The organism is Sorangium sp. So ce375 (assembly GCF_051473855.1).
Classification (GTDB): domain Bacteria; phylum Myxococcota_A; class Polyangia; order Polyangiales; family Polyangiaceae; genus Sorangium.
The window spans coordinates 3,014,871-3,040,512 of record NZ_CP150335.1 but is presented as its reverse complement, the minus strand read 5'-3'; the positions used below and the strand labels follow the sequence as shown (position 1 = coordinate 3,040,512).

At 69.6% G+C, this 25,642-nt stretch carries 21 protein-coding genes; 8 read left to right on the top strand and 13 right to left on the bottom strand.

The features are described from left to right. Positions 1-770: 770 nt before the first annotated feature. From WME90_RS11545 to WME90_RS11535, 3 genes are all read right to left on the bottom strand, one after another. Complete coding sequence (locus WME90_RS11545) at positions 771-1,172, bottom strand: hypothetical protein (protein ID WP_437281150.1); 402 nt, start codon at positions 1,170-1,172, stop codon at positions 771-773. 753 nt (positions 1,173-1,925) lie between these two features. Next, positions 1,926-2,978 carry a LacI family DNA-binding transcriptional regulator gene (locus WME90_RS11540; protein WP_437281149.1) on the bottom strand — a complete coding sequence of 351 codons (1,053 nt, stop codon included), beginning with the start codon at positions 2,976-2,978 and terminating at the stop codon, positions 1,926-1,928. A gap of 296 nt (positions 2,979-3,274) precedes the next feature. Then, a complete protein-coding gene (locus WME90_RS11535) occupies positions 3,275-3,952 on the bottom strand; it encodes a vWA domain-containing protein (RefSeq protein WP_437281148.1) in 678 nt (225 codons plus the stop codon). A 235-nt stretch (positions 3,953-4,187) separates the two neighbouring features. Between WME90_RS11535 and WME90_RS11530 the strand changes: the two genes are divergently transcribed. Further along, positions 4,188-4,418: a VF530 family DNA-binding protein gene (locus tag WME90_RS11530; RefSeq protein WP_437281147.1), complete on the top strand. Its 231-nt coding sequence runs from the start codon at positions 4,188-4,190 to the stop codon at positions 4,416-4,418. A gap of 16 nt (positions 4,419-4,434) precedes the next feature. Here the strand turns inward: WME90_RS11530 and WME90_RS11525 are convergent, their stop codons facing one another. The 4 genes from WME90_RS11525 to WME90_RS11510 all read right to left on the bottom strand — a co-directional run bounded on the left by WME90_RS11525 (position 4,435) and on the right by WME90_RS11510 (position 10,217). Beyond that, positions 4,435-4,896, bottom strand: a complete 462-nt coding sequence (locus tag WME90_RS11525) for a macro domain-containing protein (RefSeq protein WP_437281146.1) — start codon at positions 4,894-4,896, stop codon at positions 4,435-4,437. A 418-nt stretch (positions 4,897-5,314) separates the two neighbouring features. Further along, positions 5,315-5,578, bottom strand: a complete 264-nt coding sequence (locus WME90_RS11520; protein WP_437281145.1) for a hypothetical protein — start codon at positions 5,576-5,578, stop codon at positions 5,315-5,317. A 153-nt stretch (positions 5,579-5,731) separates the two neighbouring features. Beyond that, complete coding sequence (locus WME90_RS11515; RefSeq protein WP_437281144.1) at positions 5,732-7,756, bottom strand: bifunctional serine/threonine-protein kinase/formylglycine-generating enzyme family protein; 2,025 nt, start codon at positions 7,754-7,756, stop codon at positions 5,732-5,734. Between the two features lie 79 nt (positions 7,757-7,835). Then, a complete protein-coding gene (locus WME90_RS11510; RefSeq protein ID WP_437281143.1) occupies positions 7,836-10,217 on the bottom strand; it encodes a glycoside hydrolase family 9 protein in 2,382 nt (793 codons plus the stop codon). A gap of 345 nt (positions 10,218-10,562) precedes the next feature. On the opposite strand from WME90_RS11510, the gene WME90_RS11505 reads away from it, so the two are divergent. Further along, positions 10,563-10,829 carry a hypothetical protein gene (locus WME90_RS11505; RefSeq protein WP_437281142.1) on the top strand — a complete coding sequence of 89 codons (267 nt, stop codon included), beginning with the start codon at positions 10,563-10,565 and terminating at the stop codon, positions 10,827-10,829. A gap of 70 nt (positions 10,830-10,899) precedes the next feature. After that, positions 10,900-11,886 carry a 1-phosphofructokinase gene (pfkB, locus tag WME90_RS11500; RefSeq protein ID WP_437281141.1) on the top strand — a complete coding sequence of 329 codons (987 nt, stop codon included), beginning with the start codon at positions 10,900-10,902 and terminating at the stop codon, positions 11,884-11,886. 40 nt (positions 11,887-11,926) lie between these two features. On the opposite strand, the gene WME90_RS11495 is transcribed toward pfkB, so the two are convergent. Beyond that, a complete protein-coding gene (locus tag WME90_RS11495; protein ID WP_437281140.1) occupies positions 11,927-13,141 on the bottom strand; it encodes a metallophosphoesterase in 1,215 nt (404 codons plus the stop codon). A gap of 253 nt (positions 13,142-13,394) precedes the next feature. On the opposite strand from WME90_RS11495, the gene WME90_RS11490 reads away from it, so the two are divergent. The 5 genes from WME90_RS11490 to galK all read left to right on the top strand — a co-directional run bounded on the left by WME90_RS11490 (position 13,395) and on the right by galK (position 19,587). Beyond that, positions 13,395-14,297: a bestrophin family protein gene (locus WME90_RS11490; RefSeq protein WP_437281139.1), complete on the top strand. Its 903-nt coding sequence runs from the start codon at positions 13,395-13,397 to the stop codon at positions 14,295-14,297. Positions 14,298-14,471: 174 nt separating this feature from the next. Continuing rightward, positions 14,472-15,296, top strand: coding sequence for a shikimate dehydrogenase (gene aroE / locus WME90_RS11485; RefSeq protein WP_437281138.1), 825 nt, complete (start codon positions 14,472-14,474; stop codon positions 15,294-15,296). A gap of 656 nt (positions 15,297-15,952) precedes the next feature. Further along, positions 15,953-16,717, top strand: a complete 765-nt coding sequence (locus WME90_RS11480) for a dienelactone hydrolase family protein (protein WP_437281137.1) — start codon at positions 15,953-15,955, stop codon at positions 16,715-16,717. 305 nt (positions 16,718-17,022) lie between these two features. Continuing rightward, the gene (locus WME90_RS11475) at positions 17,023-18,195 is read left to right on the top strand and encodes a vWA domain-containing protein (RefSeq protein ID WP_437281136.1); all 1,173 of its coding nucleotides are present in this window, start codon (positions 17,023-17,025) and stop codon (positions 18,193-18,195) included. Between the two features lie 279 nt (positions 18,196-18,474). Continuing rightward, positions 18,475-19,587, top strand: a complete 1,113-nt coding sequence (galK, locus tag WME90_RS11470; RefSeq protein WP_437281135.1) for a galactokinase — start codon at positions 18,475-18,477, stop codon at positions 19,585-19,587. Positions 19,588-19,664: 77 nt separating this feature from the next. On the opposite strand, the gene WME90_RS11465 is transcribed toward galK, so the two are convergent. The 5 genes from WME90_RS11465 to WME90_RS11445 form a co-directional block, all read right to left on the bottom strand. Further along, positions 19,665-20,657, bottom strand: coding sequence for an NAD-dependent epimerase/dehydratase family protein (locus WME90_RS11465; protein WP_437281134.1), 993 nt, complete (start codon positions 20,655-20,657; stop codon positions 19,665-19,667). A gap of 27 nt (positions 20,658-20,684) precedes the next feature. Continuing rightward, complete coding sequence (locus WME90_RS11460) at positions 20,685-21,686, bottom strand: ABC transporter permease subunit (RefSeq protein WP_437281133.1); 1,002 nt, start codon at positions 21,684-21,686, stop codon at positions 20,685-20,687. Between the two features lie 2 nt (positions 21,687-21,688). Next, positions 21,689-22,771, bottom strand: coding sequence for an ABC transporter permease (locus WME90_RS11455; RefSeq protein ID WP_437281132.1), 1,083 nt, complete (start codon positions 22,769-22,771; stop codon positions 21,689-21,691). Further along, positions 22,764-24,299 (bottom strand): sugar ABC transporter ATP-binding protein, encoded by a 1,536-nt coding sequence (locus WME90_RS11450; protein ID WP_437281131.1) that lies wholly within the window; start codon positions 24,297-24,299, stop codon positions 22,764-22,766. The genes WME90_RS11455 and WME90_RS11450 overlap by 8 nt, the downstream gene beginning before the upstream one ends. A gap of 96 nt (positions 24,300-24,395) precedes the next feature. Continuing rightward, the gene (locus tag WME90_RS11445; RefSeq protein ID WP_437281130.1) at positions 24,396-25,424 is read right to left on the bottom strand and encodes an ABC transporter substrate-binding protein; all 1,029 of its coding nucleotides are present in this window, start codon (positions 25,422-25,424) and stop codon (positions 24,396-24,398) included. Positions 25,425-25,642: the final 218 nt, after the last annotated feature.

Sequence of the window (25,642 nt, the reverse complement as noted above, 5' to 3'; positions counted from 1 at the left end):
GAGAGCGACGATTTTTGAGGCATATGAACGCACGGCAGCCTCGACGAGGTGGGTTGTATACGGCTGAAAGCTCAATGAACCTATGCGTGTGCGGGTCGCAGCTGAGGCCTCGCGCTCAGGGCGCGGTGTAGCGCGAGCGACGCCCCCGCGATCGCGCCGCTGCACGCGCGCTCGACGACCGGACGAATCTACCCGGTGCCGAGATCGATCCGGATCCCGCGGACGAAAGGCCGGCGCGCACGACGGCTTGTCCAGGGCAAAACAAGAGAAGACCCCGAGAAGGCATTGTGAACGTTGACATTGCAGGTGTCAACCAGAGATTGAGCGGCGCGCGGGCCTCCTGGATCCCTAGGGTGGGGCGCGGCGCCCATGTGCGCTCTCCGATGCGCTCGGCCCGCACCACGGCCCGGCGAGACGGCGAGATGGCGGGCCTGCCCGTGCGATACGTCGGCCTGCCTCGGGCTCGAGAAAGCGAACGGCATCACGACGGTTGCCCACGAAGGCTGCCGTGGTCAACGGCCTGCCCATGAACAGAAATTGGTACATCACGGCACAGGAGCTCACGATGACCGCGAGACCTCGCCTGCCGGGCACCTCTGATCAGGGCGCACACGCACCTGCCACGCAGGCTCCGAATCTCCGTCTGGCGGCCCCGCTCGGACGGAGCTCTCCGGGCCAGTGTTGGCCTCAGCCCGTCGTACGGCCGGGGCTGCCAGGAGAGCGCGCGCCCGACGCGAGGAGCGGAGAGGGGGATAGCTGAGAGAGGCGCCTCAGAAGGCGGCGTCGCGGAGCTTCGCCTTGTACTCCGCCTTGTACAGATCGTGGCAGGCCTTGCAGCTCGCCTTGGCGCCGTCGATATCGCCCTTCTTGGCCTTTTCCGCGCCATCCTTCGAGATCGCAACCCACTTGGGCATCCCGGGCGGCGGCTTCGACGCCACGTAGTCCAGCGCCGACGCGATCTTCGCGCCGTCGCCGCTCGTGGTCGCCGACTGCATCACCGTCTTCATCCAGCCCTGCATCGGACAGGCTTTCTGTCCTTTTCCACCGCAGCCAAAATCCTTTCCCTCGGCAACAGAACCGGGGACATCCGCCGTCCCGCTCGCGGCCCATGCTGCGCCCGCAAAGCAGATGCCGACGCTCATCAACACCGCACTCATCAGCTTCATGCTCATCGGCATCCGACGTCTCCTCTCATGTAAGAAGCAAGCTCGGCCAAGCCATCGCAGCTCGGAGGAGCAGATTGTGAACGCTCACATTTTTGGCGTCAACAAGAATTGACCGACGCGCGGCTATCCTCGATCCCGATGGGCGCCCAGCGGCGGCCAGCCGCGGCGCCCCAGCTCGGAGAGGCCGGCATCCGCCGATGTTGACGCGACGCGCCGGAGGAGCCCCGCCAGCCTTGCCCTCCCTCAGGCTCGGGGGTACCCCCGCGGGCCCAGGGCCGGCGTCGTTGTGTCGTGCAGGACGAAGAGCGCGTGCCAGCGGTCCTTGCCCTCCGTACCGTGCTCGCGCACGACCGCGGTACGGCGGGGCCGAGGGCGGCGCGGACCTGCACGACGCCCGTGCCGCTCGACGTGCCCACCGCCGGCGCGGGGAGGCCGGCGGAGCCGAGATGAGGGGATGGAAGGGACTTGCCGAGGTGAGCACCCCCGCGTACTTGACAGCGTGAAAGCGCGGCGGCGGGACGCTGGCCGCGAGGCGGCACAATCGCGCTCGCGACCTATCCGGCGCGTATCATCGCCGACAATCCGTTGCCACGTGGATGGGCTCCCAAGGCGGACAACGACAAGGCCCAAAACCTTCTATACCCCGACGAGGATAAGCGCCTCGTGGCTGCGGTGGATATTTTACTGTCTCATCGGATCTATGACGGGTCTCCGATCCGTGAGCGGATGCGTGCGGACGAAGCTGGCAGGCTGGAGCGCTCATCGGTTCCGGGGGACCGCGGCGGTGCTCTTGCGCAAGACCAGCTCGGCATCGACCACGACGCGCGAGCAGGAGCGGCGGCCGCTCTCGATCTGCCCGAGGAGCAAGTGGAGGCACCTGCGCCCCAGCTCGGAGAAGTCCTGGCGGACGGTGCTGAGCGGAGGCGTGAAGTAGGCCGCCTCCGGGATGTCGTCGAAGCCGACGATGCTGATGTCCCGCGGCACCGCGCGTCCGATCTCGTGGAGGTAGCGGAGCACGCCCAGCGCCATCTGGTCGTTGGCCACGAACACGGCGGTGACGCCCGGCGTGCGCGCCAGCTGCGGGGCGAGCTCGTAGCCCGAGCGTGCGCTCCAGTCGCCGCGCAGGAGAGGCGGCGGCTCGACGCCCGCGGCCTCCAGCGTCGAACGCCAGCCGTCGATGCGCTGCTCGGCCTCGAGCGAGTCGGTCGAACCGGCGATGTGCCACACCGTCCGGTGGCCCAGGTCGAGGAGATGGCGGGTCGCGGCCGTCGCGCCGCCGTGCTGGTCGACGGCGACCACCGGGACCGAATCGTCCGGCCCACCCTCGACGGCGACCACCGGCACGTCGGAGGTGACGTGGCGGAGCGCGTCCACCGCCGACCGCAGCGGGGCGATGACCATGATGCCGTCGGCGCCCTGATCGCACAGCCCCTTCACCGCCTCCACCACCGGCGTGCGGCTGAGCGATTTCAGGCTGACGACGCTGACGCCGTACCCGGCGTCGTGCGCCGCCGTCTCGAGCCCGTGGAGCGTCGACGCCGGGCCGTAGTGCGTCGTGTCGAAGCTGACCACACCGAGCGTCCGCGAGCGCCCGGTGACGAGCGCCTGCGCCACGGAGCTCGGGCGGTAGTCGAGCTGGCGGATCGCGTCGAGCACGCGCTCCCGCGTGTCCCGATGCACGTGGGGGCTGTCGTGCAGGACCCGTGAGACCGTCTGGTACGAGACGCCGGCGAGCTTGGCCACGTCGACCATGACCGCGGCCCGGCGCCCGCCTCTCTTGATGCGCCCCTCGGGAGGAGAGTTGTCGTCCATCGGGGCCAAGCTTAGTCGCGCGCGGGGGGAATGGAATCGACATCCACAACGACCGCGCCCCGGCGCCCGCCTCTCTTGATGCGCCCCTCGGGAGGAGCCTTGCCATTGGCCGGGCCCGATCTCGGCGGCGGAGGGGCGGATCGGCGTGAACGTCCCCGGTCGGGCGTCGTCCTCCGGCTTTGCCCTGAGCGGGTCGTCAGCCGCCACGTGCCCAACGACAGGCATGTTACCGGAGCTCATGCCGCAGGCCGCGCTGGAGCAGGCGGTCATGGCGGCGCTCCTGGCGATGCTGGAGGTCAGCGCCCCGTGGACGTCCCCGACTGAGCGAGCGCCTGGACCGCTCGCCATAGCTGGGTCACCACGTCGCGATCCAGCCCGACGGTAGAGAGCTTCCCGAGGCACCCGGCGCAGAGATGACCGGCCTGGAGCTTGATCCCCACCTCGGCCTTCTGCTGGCAGAGGTCGAAGAGGCAGGCGAGGGTCTCGGTGTGCAGCAGCTTCGCGGGCTCATAATCGGCGGAGAGGGCGTGCAGCCCGTAGAGGAGCAGCTCGTACGCCACGAAGGAGATGGCATCCTCGGGCAGGTGCGCGCCCACCTCGGCGCAGCCGCGGAGCCAGCCGCCGCCCAGATCGGTGTTGCCTCGCGCAATCACCGTGTCGAGCGCGGCCTCGGCGTGGAGCCGCGCCCCAGGCGTGGCCTCGGTGGAGGGGATGGGCACCTCGACCTGGTGGTCGAAGGTGACCACGCTGAAGCGGTCGCCGGGCTGGAGGGTGCGGATGGCCTGGCGAGCAGCTTCCAGCGCGAGCCGGAGCTTCTCGCCGGTCATGGAGCCGGAGCGGTCAATCACCAGCGAGAGGTGGACAGGCTTGCGGGCCTGGCTCCCCTCGGGCCGGGGTACCGTGATCTCCACCCGGAGCAGTCGCTCCGAGCGCTCGGCGGGGAGCAATGGTCGATCAAGACGGGCGTTGAACATGGCGGCGGCACCATGGCAAACCCCGCCCGGGCTACCGTCAAGGGGTCGACGGCCTCCGCAGGCTGGCGGCGTGTACGGCGCGCCGCGGCCCCGGGACCTTAGCTGACCGGATCTCCTGACAGCGGCGCGACGCTCTTGGGCCTTCGCGATCTCTTGAATGAGGCTGCCGCCGCGCGACGTGCTACACCGCGGGCTCACGCCGCCCCTCCGGGGCGATCGCCCCCCGAGCATCGATATGACGCAGCCCCAGCCCAACAATCCTCTTCACGGCGTCACGCTCCAGATGATCCTCGAGCGCCTTGTCGCGCAGCACGGCTGGGAGCAGCTCGGACGCATGATCGACATTCGCTGCTTCAAGTACGATCCCAGCATCAAATCGAGCCTGCAATTCCTGCGACGGACCCCGTGGGCCCGGCAGCAGGTGGAGGCTCTCTACCTGCGGGACATGGCCAAACCCAGCCCGTGACCGGGCCGCCCGATCGTCAGGCGCCCGGGGCGCGCACGAACTGCTCGTAAACCACGAGCGTGACCGGCTTGTCGTTGGCGACCTTCACGAGGATGCTCTTGACGCGCAGCCACTCGAGGCCGGTCTTGCCGGCGCCCACGCGCGGTACGCCGATCCGCGCGATCCCCGCCCCGGCGGCGTGCGTCACCATCGCGACGAGCGAGCGCTCGAGCGCGGCGAGCGAGGGCCTCTTCGTCGCGTTCTCCTGGATCGCGAGGCTGTACACCGTATCGCCGCCCTCGCTCCAGACGAAGGCCTCCCCGAGCTGGAGCTTCCGCTCGGCGCTCCGCTGCTCGAACGCCGGGAGCAGGCCCGGCCAGCGCTTCTTGAACGCCACGGAGATCCCCGTGTCCATCTTGCCCGCGCAGCTCACGCCGTGCGCGTACGCATGAAGATCGGGGGTGTTGAGTAGATCGCCCTTGGTGAAGATCGTCGGCACGCGGGGCACCCTAGCACTGACGCGGTCAGCTTCGTGAATTGCCGACGGGCCCGCGAACGCGAGGCGAGGTGCCGCCTACGCCCCCGCCACCTCGAGCGCTCCGTTCCGGCCCACCCGGTACGTCCGCACCGGCGCCCCCCGTACGAGCCGGGCGTGCTCGCTCCAGCGCGCGGCCTCCTCCTCGGCGCCGCGCCGGGCGGCGCGCTCGGCGATGCGCGCCGCTGCGCGGCGGACGTTCGCGTACCGCGAGCGCTCGTCGGCGACGCGCGCCGTGATCCCTCTCGGCCGTCGGGAGTCGATGCGAGCGGCGGGCTCGACGTCCGCCCGAGCTCGCTCCCCCTCGGCGCCAGCCGCAGCCCGAGCAGCCTCCCTTTCGCCTCGTGAGCGACCCGGTGATGGTCGAGCGGGTTCGCTCTCTTCAATGACCGACGACGGCGAGGCCCATCACCACGCAAGCGAGGATGAGCGCCGAGCAGATGGGCAACACGATCCAGAAGCTGAAGTACGGCGTGGAAGGGCGGCGGAGGCGAACGACACTGACGACAAAGGCGTAGAGCGCAGAGGTCAGCGTGAGGGTAAACGCCAACGGCTTGAGCATATTCGCCCCTTCAATCGAAAAGACGTAGAGGGAAAACAGCGTTGGTATCGCGAGAAAAAGGACGGTGAGGATTTTTAGGAGCATGCCGGACGCTCGTCTTGTCGATCAGGGTTTCGGGTTCACAGCAACAGGCACTTTGCGCGGGATCCGAGCCTCCGAGTGATTTCAGCGGGTAAGCTTGTCCCGTGAAACTCAACGACTACCACTCTACCGTACGAGCCGCCCAGGTTGGCGGACCTACGGGTCCTTGGCGCAGCGGAAGCCGATGCTCCAGCCGCGCGCCGTGGAGGCGCTCGGGCGGCGGTGCGCGGAGCGCACGTACTGGCCCTCGACCGTGTCCCACCCGCCGCCGCGGAGCACTCGGCGGGAGTCGTCGCAAGCATCCCTGTCGTAGGGGCAATAATGCCCCTCGGTCCACTCCCAGACGTTGCCGGCCAGATCCAGGGCGCCGGCAGGCGATTTTCCCGCAGGCGATCGTCCGACGGGGGCAGTCGCCGGGGCCGCGTCGTCGTCGTTGTACATCCGAGGCCACGGCCCCTTCCCCACCTTTTCAAGCCGCTCCGTCAGCATCCGGCTGCACTCCGGCCCGCAGGCGTTGAGGCGCTCGCCCGAGGGAGGCGCGTGGCCCCAGGGGTAGGTCCATGCCTCCTTGCCGCGCGCCGCGAGCTCCCACTCCGCCTCGGTGGGCAGCCGCTTGCCGGTGGCGGCGCAATACGCCTTCGCCTGGTACCAGTCGACGCAGTTGATGGGGTGATCCAGCGCCTCGGGGCCATTGCAGAACTGGCTCCAGAAGGAGCGGCCGTTGGGCGTGAGCCCCTCCGACTCGACGGTTTGCCGCGGGCGCTCGCAAGCCTCGCATTCGGAGTAGGCCTTCACCGTGACCTCGGTGACGTCGAGACAGAACGGCTTCACCGTCACGCCGTGCCGCGGCGTCTCGTCGCTGGGCGTCTCCGCGTCCGCGTCGGAGCCCATCTGGAACTCGGCGCCTTCGATGAGCACCATGCCGCCCGGGCAGCCGGCCGATCCGGCCGGCGGAGCGCGAAAGGAGAGGTACACGCCCGCGCACGCGGCGCACGCGGCGGCGGCGAACGGCGCGGCGCGCCGGAGGCGCGTGGCGCGCGCCCCCGAGGGGCCCGGCGCCGCGGGCCGCTCCGCGGCGCGCTGGTGGAGCACGGTGTGGCCAGCCGCAGAGTCGGAGACGGCGCCCGCCATCCCAGGGTCGCCCGCGAGCGCGCCAGAGGTCGCGCGCGCGCTTCGCGTCAGAGGCGTCACAGGCTCTCTCGCGAGCTCGCCCGCGCCGTGGGGCGCGCCGAGGAGATCGACCGGCGCGGCCACGGTCGTGGCGAACGCGGCGGGGTGATGGCGGCCAGCGGGCGCGTCGTCGTCCGCGATCCGGGCGTCCAGGCCGAGAAAGGCATCGACCATCTCGCGCGCGGACTGGAATCGGCAGCTCGGATCGACGGAGAGCGCCTTGGAGAGCCAGTCGTCGATCGGCGCCGGCAGGCCAGGCCGCTGCTCGGTGGCGGGGCGGAATTTCCCCTTCAGGACCGCCGCGCCCACGGCCACGAACGAGCTGCCCTGGAACGGCAGCGCGCCGGTCAACGCCTCGTAGAGGATGACGCCGAGCGACCAGAGATCCGAGCGGAGATCGACGTCCTTGCTCCCCTCGAGCTGCTCGGGGCTCATGTACGGAGCCGATCCGATCACCATCCCGGTCTCGGTGAGCGCGGGGTTCGCCGCCGGCACCGCCGCGTCGCCCGCCACCTTCGCGACGCCGAAGTCGAGCACCTTGACGAAGAGCGGGTATCCCTGGCTCCCCTCCGTGATGAAGACGTTGTGGGGCTTGATGTCGCGGTGCACGATGCCGAGCTCGTGGGCGCTCTCGAGCGCGCTCCCCACCTGCCGCACGAGCGATCTCGCGGTGGCGAGGCTGAGGCGACCGCCGCGCTCGAGGAGCTCGGCGAGCGAGAACCCGCGCAGGAGCTCCATCACGAGGTACGGCACGGCGCCGTCGACGACGCCGTAGTCCATGACCTGCACCACGTGCGGGTGCGCGATCCGCGCCGTGGCCCGCGCCTCCCGCTGGAAACGCGCGACGAGGGCAGGGTTCGCCGCCACCCGCTCGGGGCGGATGAACTTCACCGCGACGTCGGTGTCGAGGGCGAGGTGCCGCGCCGCCCACACGACGCCCATCCCGCCCTGCCCGAGAGGCCTCAGCAGGTGCAGCTTGTCCGCGATGACAGCGTCGGGCCGGAGCTCCACGATGGCCAGGCGATGCTACCACCGGCGCGCCGGCGGCTGCACCGCGGCCGGCGGGAGCTTGCCGTCAGGTGGTGAGGGTCTACTTCGCCTTCTCGTCGAGGAAGCCGGTCACCCACGCGAGCGGCGCGTTCCAGTTGATCGTGATCTCGTTCACGCTCCAGGCCTCGATGTTGTCCACGAAGCACCGCTGCGCGACGCACCCCTTGAGGCCGGCGCTCTGGGCGTAAGGATCCTGGAGCGAGGAGTTCGGGCCGCCGGAGACGGCGCCAGGCGGCGCCTTCGGATACTTGCTGTTCGCCTGGTGCGCCCAGAACCGGTGGTGCGGGTTCTCGAGCGGCTTGTCGCCGTAGCCGGTCACGTACGACTGCCCGAGCGGGTTGCGCCCGAGGAGGTAGTCCATGCCCAGCACCACGCCGTCGAGGTACTTCGGCTGCTTGGTGAAGTCGTGGGCGAGGGCCACCACGAGCATGTTGTTCAGCACGCCCGAGTTCGAGCCCCAGTCGTACTTGCCTTCATGCGTCCGAGCGATGAGCGTCCGGTACCCCTCCTTGTCCGCGATGGCGAGGTACTGGTCGGCCGCCTTCGCGATGCGGCCGCGGAGCTCCTTCTGCCACGCCGCGTCCACGTGGCCGGGCACGATCGCCATCGAGATCTGGCCGAGCCCGTCGGTGACCCGCCAGCTCATCGACGCCGCGCCCCCTTCGACCTCCGTCGGGAACCGCGCGTTGAGCGGCGAGTCCTGCAGGAACTTCTTGTACTCCGGCTTCCCCGTCGTGACGAAGAGCTCCGCCGCGGCCCAGTAGAACTCGTCCTTGACGTCCGTGTCGTCGTAGGGACCACCACCCTTGTCGCCGCCGGGCGGCGCATAGAGGGCCGGGTTCTTCTTCGCCGCCGCCCAGGCGCGCTCGGCGGCCGTCAGGCACTTGGCCGAGAACGCCGCGTCCACCGTCTTCCAGATGCGCGCGCACTGCGCCCCCGTGGCCGCGACGTTGAGCGTGGCCGCGGTGCTCGGCTTGTGGAGGAAGCGCGCCACCTTGTCCTCGTGCGGCGCGAGGCCGAGGCCCGTCCACGACTCGTCGTGCATCTTGTGGTGGACCATGCCGGCGAGCGGCTTGCCTTCCGGCACCTGCATGGCGAGCAGGAACTCGAGCTCCCAGCGCGCCTCGTCGAGGATGTCCGGCACGCCGTTCTTGCCCTCGGGGATGCTCAGCTTGCCGTCCGCGAAGTCGGCGCTCGAGGCGCCGAGGTGCTTCGTGCGCTCGTACCAGTTGAGCAGCGTCCACACCGAGATACCGCCGTTGACGACGTACTTGCCGTGGTCGCCGGCGTCGTACCAGCCGCGGGACACGTCGAGCGCGTAGTCGCAGCCGCTGTCCTTCAGGCAGCGCGTGCTCTTGTCGTGGAGGTGACCCGCCGGACGCGCCAGCTCGGGCTTGCCGGCGAAAGGCATCTTGATCTCGATGCCGCTCCGGTTGTGATAGAAATACGCGAGCGCGTCGTACTTGAGCTTTTGGTAAAGACCCGTGCCGATGTCGAACGGGAAGCTCTTGTCCTCCCCCACCTTGAGCACGTAGCCCTGGCCCGGCGCCTTGAGGGCCGTGAAGTCGACGAGGTGGACGTGATCGCCGGAGGCGCCGTCCTTTCCGAAGACCTTTGTCTGGCCGTGGGCGACCGCCTTGCCGGAGGCGTCGAGGACCTCCCAGGCGAGCGGCGCGGTCGCCGCGTTGTTCACGCTCGCGATCTTGATGGCGCCGGGCAGATACCCGACCTGGTTCACGGCGACCTTCGGCGCCGCCGACTCGGCCACGGGCGCGGCGGCCTTGAACTCCGGGTCGTCCAGCCGGATGTCGTCGATGCAGACCTCGAACGGCTCCTTGGCCGACGCCATCGCGCCGCCGATGTGGAACGCGAGCTCCGCCGTGGCGTCATCGGCCTTCGCCATCGAGAACTTGCCGGAGAACGTCTTGGGCTCGGTCCCGAGGATCACGGTGTCCGACCAGTACTCCTCGTAAGGCGGCCCCGACATACCGACCTTCGGGCGCGCCTTCGTGGGCGAGGACGCCCAGGCCTTGTACTGGAGGGTATAGGTGTGCCCCTTCTGGATCACCATCTCCCGGTGGCGGAACTGGGCATCCCAGTTGTTCGACCCCTTGTTCGTCACCGTGACGCAATAGGCGCCCTTCTTCACCTCGGCGCTGCCCGCGCCCGGCGCGGTGAACGAGGTGTTCCAGGGAAGGCTCTTGTTGTCGTCGAAGTTGGATGCCTTGAGCAGGTTGGTCTGCGCGGGATCCGGGCTCGCCGCGGCGTTCGCGCCAGGCTCCGCGCCGGCGGTCGGGGCGGCCCCCGCTCCGGGGCCCTGCGTGACCACGCATCCGGCGCTCAGCCCGAGCGCGCCGAGCGCGAGCGCGGACACCCGCCCCGCTCGGCGGAGCATCGACTGCTTGAGAAGAAGGTCGTTCATAAGTCCTCGGTTCACGGCTGGGAGCAATCGGCGCATAGAAAGCGGCGATTCCGCTCGCCTTGTCAAGCGCAAACCTTACGGGCGCGCGGGATCCAGGCACGGCGCCTGCCATCCCAGCCATCCCCCGTCATCGTCCGGCGGCCGGCGGTGCGCAGCCATCCAGCGCGACCGGCCGCGCGCGGGCAGCCGTCATCCATCCCGAGCGCTCTGCGGCGCGCATCCCGCGCATTCTGCGGCGCGCGAAAGGCTCGGTAAGTTCGCGCTGGTACCCGTGGCGAGGTCGCACTAACCTCCGCCGCACCTCGCGCCGTACAAGGATGGCGACCGAGCACCCCAGGAGACGACATGGCAAAGCACAGCTTCTCAGTCCCCTTCAGCGGTTCCTCTCAAGACATCGTCGCGAAGGCCAAGGAGGCGATCGAGAAGGCCGGCGGCAAGTTCAGCGGCAATGACAGCAAGGGCGACTTCTCGGTGTCGACGCCGGCGGGGACCGTGAAGGGGACCTATGCCGTCTCGGCTCAGAGCTTCTCCGTGGACATCACGGACAAGCCGTTCATCGTGCCTGGCAGCGCGATCGAGTCCCAGGTGCGCAAGTTCCTCGAGAAGGCCTGAGCCCTCTCGGAGCGCACGCCGGCGCGCGCCCCCTCGGAGCGGGAGCGCGGCGGCTCGGAGCAGGAGCGCGGTGACATCGAGTTGCGACGGGCTGGTCACGGTGACGCTCAACGCGGCCGTGGACCAGACGCTGGAGTGCCCTGGCTTCACGGCCGGCGCGGTGAACCGCGTCGCGGCCCAGACCTTCACGGCGGGCGGCAAGGGCATCAATGTCGCCGCGTTTCTGGCCGGGCGCGCCGGGCGCGCCGGTCGGGTCACGGCGACGGGCTTCCTCGGCGGCGACAACGCGGCGCCCTTCGAGGCGCTGTTCCGCGAGCGCGGCATCGAGGACCGCTGCCTGCGCCTGCCCGGCGCGAGCCGGGTCAACATCAAGGTGGTCGATCGCCTCGGCCCGGAGGGTCCGAGGGTCACCGACATCAACCTGCCAGGCCCCGTCGTGCCGCAAGAGGCCCTCTCGCGCCTCGTGGACGAGCTCGACGCGCTCGCCCGGGAGAACCGCTGGTTCGTGCTGGCCGGCAGCGTCCCCGCCGGCGTGCCCGAGGATTTCTACGCGGAGATGGTGTGTCGGCTCAAGGCGCGGGGCTGCTCCGTCGCGGTCGACGGGAGCGGCGCGCCGCTGCGGCGCGCCGTGGCCGCGCGGCCCGACCTGATCAAGCCGAACGAGCACGAGCTCGCCGAGCTCCTCGGCAACCCGCTCCTGGGAGAGCGCGCGCAGATCGTCCGCGCGGCGCGGGAGATCCAGCGGTCCGGCGTCGGGCTGGTCGTTGTGTCGCTCGGGGCCGGCGGCGCGGTCTTCGTCGACGCGGAGCGGGCGCTCCTGGCGGTGCCGCCGCCGATCGAGGTGGCGAGCACGGTCGGCGCCGGCGACGCCATGGTGGCGGGCGTGCTGGCGGCGCGGCTCCTGGCCGAGGGCGGCGACCTGGAGGCGTGCGCGCGCCTCGGCACCGCGTTCGCGGCGGGCAAGCTGGCCGAGGTCGGGCCGGTGCTGCCGCCCGACGAGCGGCTCCGGGAGCTCCGTGACGCCACGCGGATAGAGCCTCTCGACGGCGCGGCGTGAGGCCTCGCGACGTGCAGGAGGCGAGAATCAGCCTGGCCTGTCAGATGCCGTCGCCGGCGAGGTGGACCTTGAGCACGCTCTCCTCTGCCGGCACGCCGAGCCGAAGGGGAAACCCGTAGTGTCCTGTCCCGCGGTGGACATAGAGCCGATCGGGGCCGCGGGCCCACAGGCCGTGATCGGGCATCTTCACGAAGAGCTGGAGAGCAGTCCAGGAGCCCCCGAGGCTGACAAGGCCGAGCTGCCCGCCGTGGGTGTGGCCCGAGAGCACGAGATCCCCCTCCCCCTCGCCCAGGTGGCGGAACGCGCCCGGATCGTGGAGCAAAACGAGCCGTAGCGCGCCCTTCACGCGCGGGTGCCGGGCGCAGACCGCCGCCATGCGCTCCGCGCGATCGCGGTAATGGAAGTCCATCCCGAGGACCTGGACCGGCCCGGCGGCGGTCTCGACGAGCGCCGCGTCGTCCACGAGCAGGCGCGCCCCTGCGCGCTCCAGCGCTGTCGCGACGTGGCGGGGCGACTCGTGATCATGGTTGCCATGGCACGCGAACACGCGGCCCTCGAGGGCGCGGAGCGGGGACAGGGCCTCCGCGAGGTGATCTGCGGTGTCCTGGGACTCCATGGTCAGGTAATCGCCGGTGAGCACGACGAGATCGGGATCGCGCTCCACCGCGCGCTCGCAGATGCCGCGGAGACGAGCGACGGACATGAACGGACCGAGGTGCGGGTCGGTGATCTGGACGATGCGGAGGGGCCGGCGCGCGCCGGGCGCCCCCTCGCGCGGGAGCGGGTGGCGGCGCAGCCCGTCGATGGGGGCGCGGTCGACGACGAGCTCGATCTCCTCGCGACGGGTGGTGAGCGACTGGAGGATACCGACGCCGGCGAGGGCGAAGGGCACCCAGAGGCCATGGGGTGTGGCCCCGAGCCCGCTCGCGATGGCCCACGGGAAGGACAGGAAGATCGCCGCCACGAAGTACGACGCGGGGATGCTCACGAGCGCGCGGTAGGCGAGCGGCCGCATCCGGGGGCGCGAGAGCAGGAGGAAGTGCAGGTACACCGCGCCCTGGAGGTAGGCGAACACCGGAGCGAGCGGGCCGACATGGCGGAAGAGCGCGCACGAGATGAGGGTGTGGATGCCGAGCAGCACGCCGACGAACCGCGCGTAGAGCCGACCGCGGCGGCGCCTCGCCGCCGCCACGATGAAGAGCCAGGCCAGGACGGAGACCGCCCAGAACAGGACGATGGGGGAGAGAAAGCTCAATCGACGGCTCCACGCGACCCGGGCGCACAGGACCACCATGGTCTGCTCTGCCTGGGCGGACGCGGAGTGTCCCGCGTTCCGGGCGTCCGCGCCAGGCGCCGCCGGAGGCCGATCGCCTGGCGTGCGGCGCGCATACGCCCAGCGCCGCCCGGCGGCGTTGCGGCACACGCACATCGCTGGTACGGAGACGCGATGCTCCTCCTCGTGAGGCACTTCCGGTGTTCCGGGAGGACATCGCCACGAGGGTCGCCCCATGATCCCGTACAGCAGGCGCGCTTGGCTGCAGATGCTGGTCTCGCCGCGGGGCTCCTTGTCGCCGGGCGTGATGAAGCGCGTGCTGGCCTTCGGGGTCATCGCCGCCGCGCTCTGGCTCGCGCACAGGTTCAGCCCCCGCGTGTCCCTCTCGATCGGCATTCACGAGGTCGCCGGCGCGGTGATCGCGCTCATCCTCGCGTTCCGCACGAACACGGCCTATAACCGCTTCTGGGAGGGCCGCACCCTCTGGGGCTCGATCGTGAACGCGAGCCGCAACCTCACGCGCATCGTGAACGCTCACGCGGCGGTGGACCCGGGCGCCGCGCGCGAGCTCGCCGTCTGGGTGGTGGTGTTCGTCCACGCCGCTCGGCGCTCGCTCCGCGGGCAGGCCGAGCGCCCGGAGATCGAGCGGCTGCTCCCGGCGGCCGAGCACGAGGCGCTCGCGGCGCGCGCTCACCCGCCGCTCCATGCGGCGCAGCAGATCTCCGAGCGCCTCGCGGCCTTCGTGCGGGCCGGGCGCCTCGAGCACAACATGGCCGTGTGCGCCGAAGAGCAGCTGAACACCCTGGTCAACTGCCTGGGAGGCTGCGAGCGAATCCTCAAGACGCCGACGCCGCTCGGCTACATCCTGCTGTTGCAGCGGGGCGTGGCGCTCTACCTGGCCACGCTGCCCCTCGCCCTCGCCGAGGCGCTCGGGGTGCTGACGCCCGTCGTGACGATGATGGTCGCGTATCCCGTCCTGATGATCGAGGCGCTCGGCGGGGAGCTCGACGACCCGTTCGGCCACGAGCCGAACGACCTCCCCCTCACGCGCATCTGCGACACCATCGAGCGCGACCTCCTGGGGTCGTCGCCGCTCAATCTGGTGATGGCGTCGAAGCCCGAGAGCTACCAGGACTGAGCGCGGCGCGGCGATGGGGCTCGTTTCTCACCTCTTCCCGAGGAGGGCGGTCGAAGCGTCCTGCACCTCGGGCTCCATGACCCCGCCGCGCGCTCTTGGCAATTTGCTCGACGATATCGTAGATCTGCGGCGCTCGCGGGCGTGGCCCCGCGTCGCTCGAGCCTGGACGCTATCATGACCGACCGTTACGCCATCATCGGCAATCCCATCTCCCAGACCAAGTCGCCGGCGCTGCAGACCGCCTTTGCCGAGCAGTGCGGGCAGGACATGGTGTACGGCGCGATCCTCGGCGAGCTGGATGGCTTCGCCGCCGCCGTGCGCGAGTTTCACAAGAGCGGCGGCAAGGGCATGAACATCACCATGCCCTTCAAGCTCGACGCCTTTGCGCTGGCCGACGAGCTGACGCCGCGCGGCCGTGCCGCGGGAGCGATCAACATGTTCACCTTGCGCGCCGACGGCACCATCCTCGGCGACAACACCGACGGCTTCGGCATCGTGCGCGACATCACCCACAACCTCGGCCGCGACCTCGAGGGCGCGCGCGTGCTGCTCCTCGGCGCGGGCGGCGCGGTGCGCGGCACCTTGTTGCCGCTCTTCGATGAGCAGCCGGCCGAGATCTTCATCGCCAACCGCACAGCCGGCAAGGCCGTGGAGCTCGCCGCCGAGTTTGGCCCGCGTGCCGGCGCCATCCCGCTCGCCGGCGGCGGCTTCGCCGACATCGCCGGGCGCTTCGACGTGATCATCAACGGCTCCGCCTCGTCCATGACCAACGAGGTGCCGCCCCTGCCCGCCGGCGTGTGGGACGAGGGCTCGCTGGCCTACGACATGGCCTACAAGAAGGAACCGACCGCCTTCGTGCAGGCCGCGCGCGCGGCCGGCGTGGGTCAGACGACCGACGGCCTCGGCATGGTGGTCGAGCAGGGCGCCGAGTGCTTCTACCTGTGGCGCGGCATGCGGCCCGACACCGCGCCCGTGATCGCTGCGCTGCGGGGAGCCTGAGAGGCGCGCCCGCTGGCAGAGCGCACGGCGGGCGGCGAGCAGCGCACCGTGGCGCCCCGGTGTCGGTCCTCGCACGGAGACCCGGCGAGGCGGACGCCGTGCACGTCCACGCCGCGCACCAGGACGTGCCAATAACGTACCAACGACAGAGCCCGCCTCTATACGGCATTTTCGCCACCACCCCGGCGCGACGCTGCTGCCTGGGAAGCAGCGGATCAGCAACTCCGCTGCTCAGAGCGCAGGACGGACATGGAGTGACCGGCCACCTGGACCGCGCGCCGTCGCTGGACACAGAGCCGGCGGCGAGGTGCCGCTGTCGCCGCCAGCTCGAGAAGGACATCACACGAGGAAAGTGTGCTTGCCAAGGCGAGAGGAGGAGAGTAAGAGTCGACTGCATGGCGAGTACCTCGACCTCGCAGGTGCGCTTCGTCGCGCGCTGGGAGCTTGGCGAGGTCGATTGCGGCTCCGGACGCGACAGTGACGCTTCGCTCCGAGAGGGCCGCACGCGCTGACGCTCATCCATCCTTCGAGCGTGCGACCCCTGCGTCGCTCGACAACCTCGCCGATGCTTCACAGCCCGCCGCAGGTCGCTGAGCGCTGCCAGGGCGTTCCTCCGATGATCCATCCACACGCCGAACGTTGAGCAAGAGGAACAGATGTCACGAGCTACAGTCACGTTGAAGACCAGGGATGGCCAAACCGAAGCGTCCGTCTTCCGTCCCGACTCCGGCAAAGGCCCCTGGCCCGCGGTGCTTGTGTACCAGGATGGCCGCGGCATACGGCCCGCTCTCTTCGAGCTGGGGGAGCGCATCGCGCAGGGCGGCTATCTCGTCCTGTTGCCGGATCTCTTTTACCGCGGCGGGCCCTATCAGGCGCCGGACGCCGAGACCTTCAGCCGAGATCCGGAGCTCCGCAAGCAGTGGCAGCAGAAGTACATGGCCACGGCCACCAAGGCCAACGTGCGCTCGGACACGGAGGCGTTCCTCGCCTTCCTGGCCGCCGAGCCCGATGTCCGCTCGCTGTCGATCGGCACGACCGGCTATTGCATGGGAGGCGGGTTGTCGCTGGCGGCGGCTGGCCATTTTCCGGATCGCGTGATCGCCGCGGCGTCTTACCACGGCGGCAACCTGGCGACCGATGATCCAGACAGCCCGCACCTTCTGGCGCCGCGGATCCGCGCGCGCGTGTACGTGGCGGGCGCGATCGAGGACGCCTCGTTCCCTGACCAGCAGAAACAGCGCTTGATCGACGCCCTCCAGCAGGCGGGCGTGCAGCACGCGGTCGAGACGTATGAAGGCGCGAAGCACGGCTGGGTCCCCTCCGATTCAGCGGTGTACAACCGAGCCGCCTCCGAGCGCCATTACCAGACATTGCTCGCGCTGTTCGACGCGACGCTCAAGCCGGCGCCTCCGAAGAACTGAACGCTGAACCCCGGGGTCTAAAGCGGGGAGCAGGTCCCCGCGTGACGCCAGGCCGGGCGGCTCGGCCTGTTGACCGGCGTTCGCCGGGCGCCCACTCCGCGCAGCGCGTCACGTCGACATCACCCACAACCTCGGCCGCGACCTCAAGGGCGCGCTCCGGCGCGCCTTGGCACAGTACGCACGACGTGGATCCACGTAAGCGCCTGAAATGACACGGGTATGGCTCGGTACGCGCCGTGCTTCGCAGCATGCCCGGCCGCGTCCGACGTCGGCACGTGACGACCCTGGCGGCCGAGGAGATCCCGATGCACACCCATTTCCGCTTCGCTTTCATGGTGGGAAGCCTTCTCGCGCTAGGCGCATGCTCGGTCGGATCGAGCCCGGCCGAGGGCGGCGACGGGGAGATCCCGGGGAGGGGCGCCGGCGCTGGCGAGGGTGACGCCTTTGGCTCAGCCGCTGCAGGAGGTGTGTCGGAGGGCGCCGAGCCCTCGGACGGAGCCTCTCCCGGGGTCGGTGTGGGCACAGGCGGCGGCGGAGGCGCAGGCGGCGGAGGCGGCGGAGGTGCAGGCGGCGGAGGCACCATCGAACCTGGCACGCTCACCGCGGGCGTCTGGGACGACAATCGCAACTTCGACTTCTTCCTCTCGTACCGGAGCACGCTCTATTCGCAGCCGCTCCCGGGCGTATTGCCCTTCACCGAGGCCGACCACCAGGCCGCGCATAGCCTCTTCGCGGCGCCTCCGGGAAAAAAGGAGACGCTCGACGTATCGCTCGTCATCGACACGACCGGCAGCATGGGTGATGAGATCACGTATCTCCAGACGGAGTTCATCGCGCTCTCCGACTCCATCTTCGCCAAGTACCCGAACGCCCAGCAGCGCTGGTCGCTCGTCCTGTACAGGGACACCGAGGACGACTACGTCGTCCGGTGGTTCGACTTCCGCTCCGATCCCGACGAGTTCCAGGAGAAGCTCGCCGAGCAGGCGGCCGGCGGTGGCGGCGACTTCCCGGAGGCGCCGGACATGGCGCTCTCCAAGGCGGCCGACCTCTCCTGGCGCGCGGACGACACCACCGCGCGCCTCGCCTTCTGGGTCGCGGACGCGCCCCACCACGACAACAACGCGGCGGCGATGGCGGGCGGGATACGGGCCCTCAAGGACCTCGGGGTGGCCGTCTATCCCGTCGCGTCGAGCGGCGTCGACGAGCTCACCGAGCTCAGCATGCGCTCTGCCGCACAGCTGACGGGCGGGCGATACCTCTTCTTGACGGATGACTCCGGGGTCGGCGGGACGCACAAGGAGCCAACGATCCCCTGCTATTACGTGACCAAGCTCGATCGCGCGATCCTGCGCATGGTCGACGTCGCCCTCTCCGGCGTCTACCGCGAGCCGGAGCCGTCCGAGATCCTCCGCACGGGCGGTGATCCCCAGGACGGCGCGTGCGAGCTCGCGTCGGGCAGCGAGGTGCTCGCGTTTTGATCTGACCGCTCGTCAGCCCCGCTCCCGCTGGCCGCTCGTCAGCTCCGCTCCCGCTGGCCGCTCGTCGGCCCCGCTCCCGCTGGCCGCTCGTCGGCCCCGCTCCCGCTGGCCGCTCGTCGGCCCCGCTCCCGCTGGCCGCTCGTCGGCCCCTCTACTCTAAGAGAGTGGGCGGATCAGATAAAAAATTGTCCTGCCAATCCGGCGCAGATACCGCAGTTGTGGCTTGACGCCTCCGGAAACTTTGGGTTCCTATCCCCCCGTGAACATGGGTGCATCGCGATGAGGGAGAAGGGGCAGACCTTCGAGGTCATCTTCGGCCGTCCGGCAAAGCTCCTGGCCGAGGCGCCGGGGCGCGTGAACCTGATCGGCGAGCACACGGACTATAGCGGCGGGTACGTGTTGCCTACCGCGATCCCGCAGAAGACGCGCGTCGAGATCGCGCCGCGGGAGGACGGGCTCATCCAGGTCGCGACGGCGAACGTGGACGGCGGCGCCCAGCTCTCGTTCCGCGCTGGAGAGGAGTCGCGCCGCGGCCTGTGGCTCGACTACGTGCAGGGCATCACCGCGGTCCTCCGCGGCCGGGGCGCCTCGATCCCGGGCTTCGACGCGAGGATCGCGTCGACGGTGCCGCTCGGAAGCGGGCTGTCGTCGAGCGCCTCGCTGCTCGTGGCGCTCGCCCGCGCGCTGCGCGCGATGCTCGGCCTGTCCATCGACGATGTGGAGATCGCCCGGATCGCACACGCCGCGGAGCACGACTTCGTGGGCGCGCCGGTCGGGACGATGGATCAGATGGCCGCGAGCCTCGCCGACGAGAGCACGGCGCTCTTCATCGACACGAGGACGCTCGCGTTCGAGCGCATCCCGCTGCCCGCGGAGGCCGAGCTGCTCGTGGTGGACTCCGGGGTGGCTCACCAGCACGCCAGTGGCGATTACAAGACTCGGCGGGCGGAGTGCGAGCGCGCGGCCGCGGCGCTCGGCGTCCCACAGCTCCGGGACGTCGACGCGACCGTGGAGCCGCGCATTGCGTCGCTGCCGGCGCCGCTCGACCGGCGCGCGCGCCACGTCGTGACCGAGAACGCCCGTGTGCTCGCCGCCGTGGCCGCGCTCCGCGCAGGAGATCTGCGCCGTCTGGGCGAGCTCTTCGACGCGTCCCACCGGTCGATGCGCGACGATTTCGAGGTGTCCGTGCCGGCGGTCGACGAGCTTGTGGAGAGCGCGCGGGCGCAGCCGGACGTCTTCGGCGCCCGGCTGACCGGCGGCGGCTTCGGCGGCGCGATCGTGGCCCTGGTGAAGCGCGGGCGCGCAGCGAGCGTGGGCCGGGCCGTCGTGGAGGCCTATGCGCGCACGCCGAACCGCCGGGCGACGGTGCTGGTAGGCGGGCCCGTCTCGTAACAGAGAGGCTCGGCGTCGACGTATTCGTCAGGCGCGTCCACCACGGGAACGGGTCGCCGTGGGGAGACGGGGCCCCATCAACCGGGGTACCACGTGACGCGCGGGTCATCGGGCGCGCGCACGTGGTCGAAGGCGGCGTCCGTGAGCTTCGCCAAGTCGTACTGCGGCCGCCAGCCGAGCAGAAACTTCGCCTTCGAGTTGTCCAGCCAAGTCGAATGAAATTGCGTCTTCACCCTCACGCTCGGCAAGCCCCGCGTCGTCTCGAGGTAACGCGCCAGCTCCCCGTAGTCCACAGGCTCGTCCATGCAGATGTTGAAGGTTTGCTGGCGAGCCTTCTCATGATTGATGGCCTTCAGGATCGCGGTGACCAGATCCTCCACATGCACGAAGTTACGCTTCACCGGCTCACCGCCAGGGTCGAGCATCACCGGCACGGCGCCCGAGCGGACGTACCCCTCTGCCGCCTCAGCACCGACCAGATCGCGCCACCTCGGCCCTCCGAACACGTCGTCACCGAAGGATAGCTGCGCCTTGAAGTCGTCCTTCTCCATGATCCACGGCGCGCGCAGGCAGCACCCGTTCAGCCCATATTGAATGTAATACTGCTCGAGCATGACCTCCTCGAGCACCTTGGACAGCGCGTAACAGCCCGGGTAGGCGCTGTGCCGCTGCGCCTCCGTGACCGGGACGGGGTGCGGATAAAAGAAGTGGCCCATCCCGGCGTCGCCCCCGACCAAGATGAATTGCTGGAACGCAGGGCTGACGCGGCAGGCCTCCAGCAGCCAGAACATGCCTTTGACGGCCACGTCCATGATGCTCTCGGGGGTCTCCTTGCTTGTCGCCAGGTGCAGCACGTGGCTCACGCCCTCGGTCGCCTCGTTGACAAAGGCCCTGTCCTCGATGGCCCCCCGCAGCACCTCCACGCGCTCCGTCCGCTCCAGCACGCGGTTGTGGCACAGCGCGCGGACCTTCCATGCCTCGAACCCGGGGTTCGACAGGAACCTGCGGATGAATGCCTGGCCGACCTTGCCCGCCGCCCCGGTGACCAGAATTCGCTTGGTCTCGCTCATTCTATCGCTCCTCGCTCTCCAGCATCATCAAGGATGAACGTTCTCCACCCCCCTGGCTGCGGGGGCCGACCGGATCAGGACCTGCTGCATGACGATAAAGACGAGCAGCAGCAGCCCGATGCTGATGTGGTGCCAGGGCGACGGCAGCCGTCCATCCAGGTTGATCACCGCCCGCACGATGCCCGTGATCATCACGCCCATCACGGTGCCGACGACGCTGCCGGCCCCCCCGGTCAGCAGCGTGCCACCGATCACCACCGAGGCGATGGCCTCGAGCTCCAGCCCGGCGCCGATGTTCGGCTTTCCAGCGCTGTCGACCAGCGCCGTCGTGACCCCGCCGAGGCCCGCGCACAAGCCGCACAACGCGTACAGACACACCGTCGTGGCGCCCAGCGGCACCCCCATGAGCAGCGCGGCCTGCCTGTCCCCGCCGATGGCCAGGACGTTCCGGCCGAAGCTCGTGCTGCGGCCAAGAACCACGCCGAGCACGACGACCATCAAGAACAAGAGCGCCGTCGCCGGGACCCAGGTTCGGTCCAGGCCCGGGATCCTCAGCGCGAAGCCGAGCTCATCGACGATCCAGTCCAGCGCAGGGTGATCGATGCCGATGGGCTGCATGCTGACGAGGAACGCCGCGCCGCGGGCGAAGAACATGCCCGCGAGCGTCACAAGGAACGGGGGCAGAGAGAAACGATGGATCAGGTGCCCCGTCATCGCGCCGAACGAGACCGCCACCGCGAGGCCGATGCAGAACGCCAGCAGCGGGTGGCACCCACCGGCGACCAGCGTGCCGACGAGGACCGTCGTGAGCGCGACGACGGAGCCGACCGAGAGGTCGATACCCCCCGACAGGATGACGAAGGTCATGCCCACCGCGCAGAGGCCCATCGCCGCGTTGCCCTTGATCAGGTCGACCAAGAAACGCAGGCTGCGCGCCGCGTCGTAACAGACCAGCACCCCCGAGTAGAGCGCGATCAGGAGGACCGCGGTCACCACGAGCGGCAGATCCCGCCGATCCCAGCTGCGCATCGCTACCGCCACCGCCTGAGCCCGAGCAGCTCGACGAGCCGCCGGCGCGACTCCTCCGAAACGAGCAGGCAGCTGAGCAGCATCACGCCGGCCTTGGGCATCGGCTCGATCTCCGAGGGGACGTGCTGGATGTACATCGTGGTGGAGAGCGTTTGTATCAACAACGCTCCTATCAGGGTGCCGCCCAGATAGAAGCGCCCGCCGGTGAGCGCGGTACCGCCGATCACCGCGGCGAAGATGGCGTCCAGCTCCCGCAGGCGCCCCACGCGATCGGGGTCGGCCGTGGAGATGTACGAGGCGGCCACGAGCCCGGCGATGCCGGCGCACAGGCCGGAAAAGCCGTACAACCAGAGCTTGATGCGGCGATCGTCGACGCCTGCGAGGCGGCTCGCCCGCTCGTTGTCGCCGATCGCTTCCATGAACAGACCGAGCGCCGTCCTCCGGCAGAGCAGCGCGGCGACGACGAACACGGCGGCCACCAGCACCATGGAGAACGGCAAGCCACCGACGTGACCGTTGCCGATGAACGCAAACGTCGCGTCCGTGTGCGTGACGGGCTCGGCGCGGGTGATGAGCATGGCGACGCCGCGGACACCGACCATGCTGATCAAGGTCACGATGATGGGCTGGATGTTCAGCGCCGTCACCAGCGCGCCGTTGAACAGACCGACGGCGCCGGCGACGACGAGGGACAGGAGCGCAGCCGGGAGCGGCCCCCAGTGAGCCTCCTTCATCAGGATCACGCAGGTAGCGCCGGACAACGCCATGACCGAGCCGACCGACAAGTCGATGCCCCTGACGGCGATCACCAGGGTCAGGCCGATCGCGAGGAGCATCACCTCCGAGCCCTGGTTGAGCAGGTTGATGGGCGTCCCGTAATAAGCGCCGTCGCGCTCGACGATCGAAAAGAAATTCTTGGACAGGACGGAGTTGAACAGAAGGAGCACCAGGAGGCCGAGCAGAGGCCAGGCCTCGCGGCGCCCGCGCACGAGCAGAATGGCGCCGGCGCACCCGGTGAAGAGGAGGATCCCGATGCCCGTGAGGTTGGCGTTCGTGGGCGCCGCTTCCGCGATCTTCTCAAGCATCGGGCGCCTCCTTCTGATGGGCGATGGCCTGGATGATCGACGAAGGCGTCACCGACTCTCCCGCGAGCTCGCCCTGCTGCTTGCGGTCCCTCAGGACGACCACCCTGGAGCAGTTGCGCGCGATCTCCTCGAGCTCCGACGAGATCAAGACCGTGGCGACCCCCTTCTCGCTGAGCGACTTCACGAGCGCCTCTATCTCGAGCTTGGCGCCGATGTCCACGCCGCGCGTGGGCTCGTCGAGCAGCATGATCCGCGGCTGCATGGCCATCCAACGCGCGAGCAGCACCTTCTGCTGATTGCCGCCCGACAGCAGCTTGACGGGCGTCTCGGGGGACGGCGTCTTGATGCTCAGGGCCTCGATGTAGTGCTGGACCAGACGATCCCGCTCGTTGCGCGGGAGCACCCGCAGCGCCCCCTGGGAGGCCTGCAAGGCGAGCACGAGGTTCTCGCGCACGGAGAGGTTCGGGATGATGCCATCCACCTTGCGGTCTTCCGGGCAGTACGCGAGGCCGGCCCGGATCGCCTGCCGAGGCGCCTCGATCTCGGTCGCACGTCCGTTCACCGCGAGCTCACCGCGATCGGCGGGCTCGATCCCGAAGAGCATCCTGGCGGTCTCGCTTCGACCCGAGCCGAGCAGCCCCGCCAGCCCCACCACCTCGCCGGGCCGCAGCGCGAGGTCGATCGGCCCGATGACCCCCTTTCTTTCGAGGCCGCGCGCGGAGAGCGCCGGCTCCGCGGCGCTCTCCCCCCCTCCGGGACCGGCAGGGCCGCCTGACGCGGCCCTGTCTTTTTCGCCGAGCTTGACGCCCAGCATCGCCTGAACGAGCTCCAGGCGAGGCAGCGCGCCGCTCGCGTACTGGCCGACCAGGCAGCCGTTCCTGAGCACCGTGATCGTATCGCTGACCGCGTAGACTTGATCCAGGAAGTGAGTCACGAAGAGGATCGCCAACCCCTGCGCCTTCAGCCCCCGCATCACGTCGAAGAGCCGCAGCGTCTCCGCTTCATCCAGGCTGGAGGTGGGCTCATCCAGGATCAGGATCCGCGCGTCCACGGCGAGCGCGCGGGCGATAGCGACCATCTGCTGTAGCGCGGTCGGCAGCGCCGCCACCGATCGCGACACGTCGAGTTCCAGCGAGAGGCGCGCGAGGGCCTGACGAGCCTTCGCGCGGACGGCGCGCCCGTCGATCAGGCCGAAGCGCCGAGGCTGCCGGCCCAGCATGATGTTGTCCGCGATGGAGAGGTGCGGGATCAGGCTGATTTCCTGGTGCACCGCGCTGATCCCCAGCGATTCTGCGTGGCGGGGAGACGTCGGCCGGATCACCGTGCCGCCGAGGCGCAGCGTCCCGGCGTCGGGGGAATAGACGCCGGTGAGCAGCTTGATCAGCGTCGACTTGCCGGCTCCGTTCTCCCCCATCAACGCCTGGATCTCGCCGGCGCGCGCCTCGACGTGCACGTCGTGCAGCGCGCGAACTCCGGGGAAGGACTTGCTGAGGCCCTCGACAGAGAGCAAGGCGTTCGAGACAGGCATGCGGCTGCTGCTCCGTAGGTGAGTGCCGCGCGACGAGCGAGCTCACGAGCGTGATGGTGCTCGCGCCGCCGCAGCGAGGCCGGCGCCGACCCCTCTTCAGTAGGGCCGCGAGCTGATGACCGCCGCTGCCTGCTCGCGCTCGAAGATCTGGCCGGGGACGATCGTGCGCTTCGGCACCTTCTCACCGCGCACGATCTTGTCGATCGTATCGAAGAGCAGGGGGCCGTGCATGGGGTTGCACTCGACCGTCGCGTTCAGCTTCCCCTCCATCATGGCCTCGAACGCCGCCTTCACGGCGTCGATCGATATCACAAGGATATCCTGCCCGGGCTTCAACCCCGCGGCCTGGATCGCCTGGATCGCCCCGAGCGCCATGTCGTCGTTGTGAGCGTAGACGGCGTTGATCTCGCCCTTGTGGGCCGAGAGCAGCGTCTCCATCACGGCCTTTCCCTTGGTGCGCGTGAAGTCACCGCTCTGGCTCGCGATGATCTTCATGTCCGGGTGTTTCGCGATCGCCTCGGCAAAGCCGGTCTTGCGCATCACCGCCACGTCCGCCGCCGGCGTGCCCACGAGCTCGATGATGCGCGCCTTGCCGTTCGTCTGCTTCGCGAGCCACTCCCCTGCCCGGCGCCCCTCCCAGACGAAGTCTGCGACCATCACCGTCTCGTACAGATCTTCGTCAGCGTCCACGCCCCGGCTCGTGAGCACCACCGGGATCCCGGCGCGCTTGGCCTCCTTCAATGTGGGCTTCCAGCCGACAGACTCTTGCGGCGCAATGACGATGACGTCGACGCCCTTGGTGATGAACCCGTTGACGGCGTTGACCTGGTTGTTGTGCACGTTCTGGCCGTCTGCGAAGAGGAGCTGCACGTGGCGCTTCTCCGCTTCCTCCTGGATCGACTTGCCGTGCGCGATCCTCCACGAGCTCTCGGCGCCCGTCTGCGAGAAGCCGACGACGATCTCGGACAGCTTCTTCGGCTTCCGCCCCGCGGGCTCGGCGCTCGAGGCCGGCTTCTGGGCGGCGCGCTCGGCGTCGCCTCCCTCGCGGGAGCAGCCGGCGGCGACGGACGCTGCGCCTAGGATGGTCAGGAACGTCCGCCGTGACACGTAGTTTCGAGGGTTCATGCTCTTCAACATAGATTACGCCATCCCGACGGCTGTCGTCCAGCCGCGCCGCCAGCACCGCCGGATCTTTGAAGGAATCATCTCCGGTGAACAGCACTCGAGATCTCACGACAGCCGCCGAACGAGCGCGGTATGCCGTGTTCTCTGGTGGAACACCCTCGGCCCGATACAAATCCCCCATCGTTCGGAGATCGCTCCCGCGACGACCGAGCGAACGG